Source organism: Mesorhizobium sp. M8A.F.Ca.ET.165.01.1.1 (genome assembly GCF_004792065.1).
In the GTDB taxonomy this organism is placed as follows: domain Bacteria; phylum Pseudomonadota; class Alphaproteobacteria; order Rhizobiales; family Rhizobiaceae; genus Mesorhizobium.
In genome coordinates, this window is sequence record NZ_SRTH01000050.1 from 1 (window position 1) to 869 (window position 869).

At 59.0% G+C, this 869-nt stretch carries 1 pseudogene; it reads left to right on the top strand.

Going from position 1 to position 869, the window contains the following annotated elements:
• Positions 1-50: 50 nt before the first annotated feature.
• A pseudogene (locus tag EN808_RS37500) lies at positions 51-328 on the top strand (hypothetical protein); the annotation flags it as partial.
• Between the last annotated feature and the right edge of the window lie 541 nt (positions 329-869).

An 869-nucleotide genomic window follows, 5' to 3' on the forward strand; every position in this document is an offset into this window, starting at 1 on the left:
TGTATTCGCGGAGCGTCTAGATACCTGAGTAATTCGTCCACACCGCCTAATCCGGTGAAGTCGATTTCGGCGGCCACATATCCCGACGCGGCGACCGCCATTTGCGTGAGCTTGTTTACGAAGAGGCGTCGGTTAGGGCACGGGTCTACAGCTCCGGGAGAGGATCGGCTTGAAAAGAGCTGCCGTTGGTGTGGCGCGCGAACGCGGTGATATACATACGACGCTTGAAACCGGCGAGCTCTTAAATGCGATGCACGATCGCCTGAGGCGTCCCTGCGGGGACGAGAGCCTAGCTATTCCGCTGATCGGGGTTGCACCGCTGGCTTAGCAAGGTGCGTCGTTCCCATTGAACGCTCGTCCCGTAAAGTCCCATCATGCGGCGAACCAATATTGACCACGAAGAACCGTGTGGCTAGTCAAAAGCTCACGAGGGGAATATCCGCTGCAAACGGCCGCCGTCTCCTCGATCGCGCTCCTCGATCGCGCCAAGATCGGCTGCACAACGCAGCGCACAGCGGATGGGCCGGCCAGAGGATAGCGGTATGCTGGGAGGTGTCCCCACCGAGGCTACCGAGAAAGCTGAAGGCTCTTGGAAGCGGGAGCTGCGCCAGGCCAATGAGATCCTGCGCAAGGCGATGCTTGGTTTGCGGTGGCGGAGTTCGATCGTCTTTAGAGACGATACTCGCCTTCCGCGGAGAAGAGGTTGGTCGAGCCGATCCGTCGATCTGAGGTGCTGCCGAACGCCGTGTCACATGGGATTCACTTGTCGCTGAGCTACCTGCAAGTTCCTTTTTTTGGCCTTATCCAAGTTCCTGCCGACTCCGTGCTTGTCTTCGCGGGTTCACCGTGGTTCCCGGTTACCAGCACGT